We start from the raw sequence: 5,199 nt of genomic DNA, 5'->3' as shown, positions 1-5,199 counted from the left end.
GTACCGGGGGTGGCACTGGCGGCGGCACGGGCGGTGGTACGGGTGGCGGCACCGGAGGTGGCACCGGCGACGGTGGTGGTACCGGTGGCGGCGATGGCGGTGGTACCGGCGGCGGAACGGGCACGCCCGTCGCCAGGAACGCCGTGGGTGGCACGGCCACCGGCCTCGGCGGTGTCATCGCTTCGGTAGGCAACGCCGTGACGGGCATCGGCGACCAGGTGCCCGTGACCGCGGCGCTGGGCGGCGCCAATGGCCTGACCGCGGGCGTCGGCGACGCCGTGCAGGGTCTCGGCGGCGCGGTGACAACGCTTGGCAATGGCGTGACCGATGGACTTGGCCAGATCGGTAACACGACCGACCCGGTGGGCACGACGACAGGCGTCGTTGGCAACGTCGTGACGCAAGTCGGCGGCGCCGTGAATGACCTCGGCGGCGGCGTTTCGTCGGTGGGTGGCGGTACGCCCATCGCCCCGATCACCAGCGCGGTCGGCACGATCGTGTCGACCACGGGCACGGGCGTCGAAAACCTCGGCAGCCAGCTCGGCGGGGCGCTCAATTCCGGCGCGGTGAATGGCCTGACCCAGGCGGTAAGTGGCGTCGTCACGCCGGTCGCCAACTCGCTGGGTAGCGTTACCAGCCCGCAGAACAGCACCAACCTCGTCGCGGCCGTGGGCAATGGCGGCGGCTCCCTCACCACCGGCCTCGGCGCGGGCGTCAGCTCGCTGGCCAGCACCGTGTCGTCCACGCAGGCACCGGGCGCGGCAGGCGCCCTCGGCACGACGCTGGGCAATACGCTGCAGGCGACGAGTGGCACGCTCAACACCGTCGGCAGCACGCTCTCCGGCGGCCTGGGCGCGGCGCCGGGTGCCAACCCTGTCGGCAGCACCCTGCAGGGTGCGGGCGCCACGGTGGCCTCCGTGGGCGGCGTGGTGAACAACGTCGGCACGGGCGCGCTCGCCCCGCTGTCGCCGGTCACCGGCGCACTGGGTAGCGCCGTGACGCAGGTCGGCAACGGCGTCGGCACGCTGGCGGCGAGCCAGCCGCTCGCGCCGGTGACGCAAACGCTCAATACCGTCGTCAACGGCGTGGCCAGCGCCACGCCGCTCACCAATACGACGGGTGGCACGGGTAACGGCGCAGGGTCAACGGACCCGCTGGGCGCGCTGCTGGGTGGCGTTAAGGGCCTCCTCCACCACGACACCACCGCCACGCGGTAAGGGAAGGATCCCTTCCAGGACGCACCGGCGGCGCAACGCCGTCGGTGCCTTGCGCCACCTCGCCACGCAAAGGACACCCATGCACCGATGGTTTGGCTGCCTCCTTGGCATCGCCGTCGCTGGCTCGGCTACCGCGCAGGTGCGCGCGCCGGCCAACCCGCTGCAAACCCTGCCGCGCACCGAGGCCCCGCGCCAGGCCCCCGTGCACGTCGATGTGCAGCAGGCGCCCAACGCCGCGTTGCAGGCACTGCTCGCGACGCACCTCACGCCCAGCCGCTTCGATGTCGTCGGCGTCAAGGCGGTGCCCTTCGCCGATGTCGCCGCGCTGTTCGCGCCGATGCGCGGCAAGGATGTCACGGTGGGCGACCTCGTCGCCGCGGCGAACAAGGTGAGCGCGATGTACCGCGAGAAAGGCTATGCGCTGTCGTTCGCCTTCATCCCCAACCAGGATTTCGCCGGTGGCGTGGTGAAGGTCACGGCGGTGGAAGGCTATGTCGCCAACGTGGATGTGCGCGGCGACACCGGCAACCTCGACAGGCGTGTGCGCGCCATCGCCGCGCGGGTGGTGGGCGAGCGGCCGCTGCGGCAAAGGACGTTCGAACGCTACACCCAGCTGCTCGGCCAGCTGCCCGGCGCGAAGGTCAGCGCCAGCGTGCCTACGCCGACGACCACTGACGGCGCGACCACGCTGGTACTCGACGTCACGCGGCAGCGCTACGACCTCAGCTATGGCCTCGATTTCAACCACCCCGGCACCCAGGGCGTGTTCTCGCTGGTGGAGAACGGCGCCACGCCGCTGGGCGAACAACTCAGCGTCTCGACGCTGTTTCCGAACGGCGGCAACCAGCGCCTCTACAACGCCAGCTGGCTGGAACCGTTTGGCTCCGATGGGTGGCAGGGCAGGGTGGATGCCAGCCGGTACTGGGGTAACCCCGATACCGACAACCAACTGCCCGCGTACCTCGACCACCGCCTGTCGCAGGATCGCCTCGCGTTGTCGGCGCTGTATCCGCTGCGGCTCACCAACAGCGAGCGGCTGAACCTCACGCTGGGCGCGTACGCGTCGCGCCAGGATGATCGCTACCGCAACGTCGACACGGGCGCGACGATCGCGCTGCAGTCGAGCGTGCGCGTCATCAACGCGGAGATCAGCTGGCTTAAGGTGGTGGGCAAGCGCACGCGCCAGGCGAGCTTCGCGGTGGCGCATGGCTTCGATGCCTTAGGAGCGTATTCGCGGGCGGTGACCAACCTGCCCGGGAACCTTGGCCTGGCCACGCCGGATGTCCAGTTCACGCGCTACACCGCGAACCTGGTGTTGGCCGACCCCCTGCCGCACGGCTTCGGCACGGTGTTCCGCGCCATGGGCCAGTACAGCCACGACGCCCTGCCATCCACCGAACAAGTGAACTTCGGCGGCCCCAGCTTCGCCTACGCGTACGACCCGGGCGACGCGGCCGGCGATAGCGGCTGGGCGGCCTCGGGCGAGCTCAACCGGGGGTTCACCGTCGCGGCGAAGTGGGTCACCGCGCTCACGCCCTACGTCGCGTACCAGGCGGCCCGGGTGTATCTCAACGGCGGCGCGCGCCCGCTCATCGACCGGCTCGACTCGGCCGCCGTGGGCATCCGTGCATCGGACGGCAAGCACTACGCCATCGACTTCGCCCTGGCCCGGCCCACGGGCGACAAGCCCCCGGAGAGCCGCAGCCGCGAGAACCGCTGGAACCTCACGTTCAGCTACAAGCTCATGTAGGCCGCGCGGCAGGCGCCGCCGTTTGCCGCAATTTCACGGCGACGGGGCAACTATGTGCGGACGCCCGCCCAGGATGCCGCGCCATGCCCCTGTCGCTCTACCCGCCGCCGATCCGTTACCACGACTCACTGGAGCAGGTGGAGCCCGACGAGGAGGCGACCGTCGAGCAGCTCATCGAGACGCTGACGGGCATCAACCAGACCACGCTGGAGCACAGCGGGCACGCCACGCGCAGCGTGCACGCGAAGAGCCACGCGCTGCTCACCGGCGAGCTGACCATCCCCGACGACCTGCCGCGCGAACTCGCGCAGGGCATCTTCGCCCGGCCCGGTAAGCACGCGGTGGTTTTGCGCATGTCGACCGTGCCCGGCGACATCCTCGACGACAGCGTGTCGACGCCGCGCGGCATGGCGCTGAAGATCCTCGGCGTGGAAGGCGAGCGCCTGCCCGGCAGCGAAGGCGCCACGACGCAGGATTTCGTGCTGGTGAACGGCCCTTCGTTCCGCGTGCCGAATGCGAAGAAATTCCTCGCCGGGCTGAAGCTCACCGCCGCCACCACCGATCGCGCGGAGGGTGCGAAGAAAGCGCTATCGGCCGTGCTGCGCGGCACCGAGCGCGTCATCGAGGCGTTCGGAGCGAAAAGCCCCACGCTGGTGGCGCTGGGTGGCCAGCCCGAGACGAACCCGCTGGGCGATACGTATTACAGCCAGGTGCCGCTGCGCTTTGGCGATTACGTGGTGAAAGTATCGGTGGCGCCGCGCTCACCCAACCTCACCCAGCTCACGGACGCCACGCTCAACGTCAACGGCAAGCCCAATGGCCTGCGCGACGCGATGGTGGAGCACTTCGCCGCGCAGGGCGGCGAATGGGATCTGCGCGTGCAGTTCTGCACCGACCCCGACACGATGCCGATCGAAGATGCCTCCGCCACGTGGCCGGAAGAAAAGAGCCCCTACATCGACGTGGCCCGGCTCTACGTGCCGCCGCAACCCGCATGGAACGAAACCCGCCGCGTGGCCATCGACGACGGCCTGGCCTTCAGCCCCTGGCACGGCACCACCGACCACCGCCCGCTGGGCTCCGTGATGCGCGCCCGCCGCCTTGCCTACAAGGTGATGGCCAAGTTCCGCGCGCACCACAACAAGGTGGATATCCAGGAACCCAAGACCCTGGCCGACATACCCCTGTAGGAGCCCACCCCGGTGGGCGACAGCTCTTGGCGAGAACGCTACAGGGGCTGTCTCGTGATCGCGAATAGCGGTCGCCCACGGGTGTGGGCTCCTACACCAGAAGCGCTGGCTTACCAGCCCATGTAATGCCCGCCATTGATGGCGAGGTTCGAACCCGTGATCCAGCTGGATTCCTCGGAGGTGAGGAACGCCACCGCGTGGGCGATCTCCTCCGGGCGGCCAAGGCGGCCCACCGGGATCTGCGCGATGATTTTCGAGCGCACATCCTCCGGCACGGCCATGACCATGTCGGTGCCCACGTAACCGGGCGACACCGTGTTCACCGTGATGCCGAAGCGCGCGTTCTCCTGCGCCAGCGAGATGGTGAAGCCGTGCACGCCCGCCTTGGCGGCGGCGTAGTTGGCCTGGCCGTACTGGCCCTTCTGGCCGTTGATGGAGCTGATCTGCACGATGCGGCCCCACTGGCGGGAGCGCATGCCCTCGATGACGGGGCGGGTGACGTTGAAGCAGGCGTTGAGGTTGGTGTTCACCACCTCGGTCCACTGCTGGTAGTCCATCTTGTGGAAGGTGGTATCACGGGTGATGCCGGCGTTGTTGATGAGGATCTCGACCGGGCCGGCCAGTGCCTCGACGCCGCGCACCATGGCGGCGGCGCTAGCCGGTTCGGCGACATCGCCCGGCACCATCACCACGTCGATGCCGTCGCGGATCATGTCTTCGCGCCACGCGGCCGCCCGGGCCTCGTCGCGGTAGTTCGTGGCCACCCGGTGGCCCTGGCTGGCCAGGTAGCGGACGATCGCCGTGCCGATGCCGCCGGTGCCGCCGGTGACCAGTGCCGTGCGTTGCGTCGTACCGTGTTTCATGGCTCGCCAGGATCCCGTCAGTGAGTGCCCGCCGTGCGGGCAAACCGGTTTTATAACGTCCGCGTGGCGGTAAGACTACTGCGGCGAAGCGCCGCAGGGTCGAATCGGGCCAGCGCACCGGCCAGCGTCGCGGCGGGCGTGGCCGCCACGGGCGCCGCGACCCCCAGCCACGCCAGCGC

General features: G+C 69.7%; 4 protein-coding genes. 3 read left to right on the top strand and 1 reads right to left on the bottom strand.

Annotated features, from left to right (window positions below; all coding sequences use genetic code 11):
• The 3 genes from VI08_RS18155 to VI08_RS18145 all read left to right on the top strand — a co-directional run.
• Positions 1-1,217: collagen-like triple helix repeat-containing protein (locus tag VI08_RS18155; RefSeq protein WP_052698052.1), on the top strand; the 1,217-nt coding region annotated here is incomplete at its 5' end.
• Between the two features lie 79 nt (positions 1,218-1,296).
• Positions 1,297-2,967, top strand: a complete 1,671-nt coding sequence (locus VI08_RS18150; protein WP_045831049.1) for a ShlB/FhaC/HecB family hemolysin secretion/activation protein — start codon at positions 1,297-1,299, stop codon at positions 2,965-2,967.
• A gap of 83 nt (positions 2,968-3,050) precedes the next feature.
• Positions 3,051-4,157, top strand: a complete 1,107-nt coding sequence (locus tag VI08_RS18145) for a catalase family protein (RefSeq protein WP_045831048.1) — start codon at positions 3,051-3,053, stop codon at positions 4,155-4,157.
• A 110-nt stretch (positions 4,158-4,267) separates the two neighbouring features.
• Here VI08_RS18145 and phbB read toward each other — a convergent pair whose 3' ends face one another.
• Complete coding sequence (gene phbB, locus VI08_RS18140; protein WP_045831047.1) at positions 4,268-5,020, bottom strand: acetoacetyl-CoA reductase; 753 nt, start codon at positions 5,018-5,020, stop codon at positions 4,268-4,270.
• Between the last annotated feature and the right edge of the window lie 179 nt (positions 5,021-5,199).

It is taken from the genome of Luteibacter yeojuensis (genome assembly GCF_000964085.1).
Classification (GTDB): Bacteria; Pseudomonadota; Gammaproteobacteria; order Xanthomonadales; family Rhodanobacteraceae; genus Luteibacter; species Luteibacter yeojuensis_A.
This window is presented reverse-complemented; position numbering and strand designations above follow the sequence as displayed.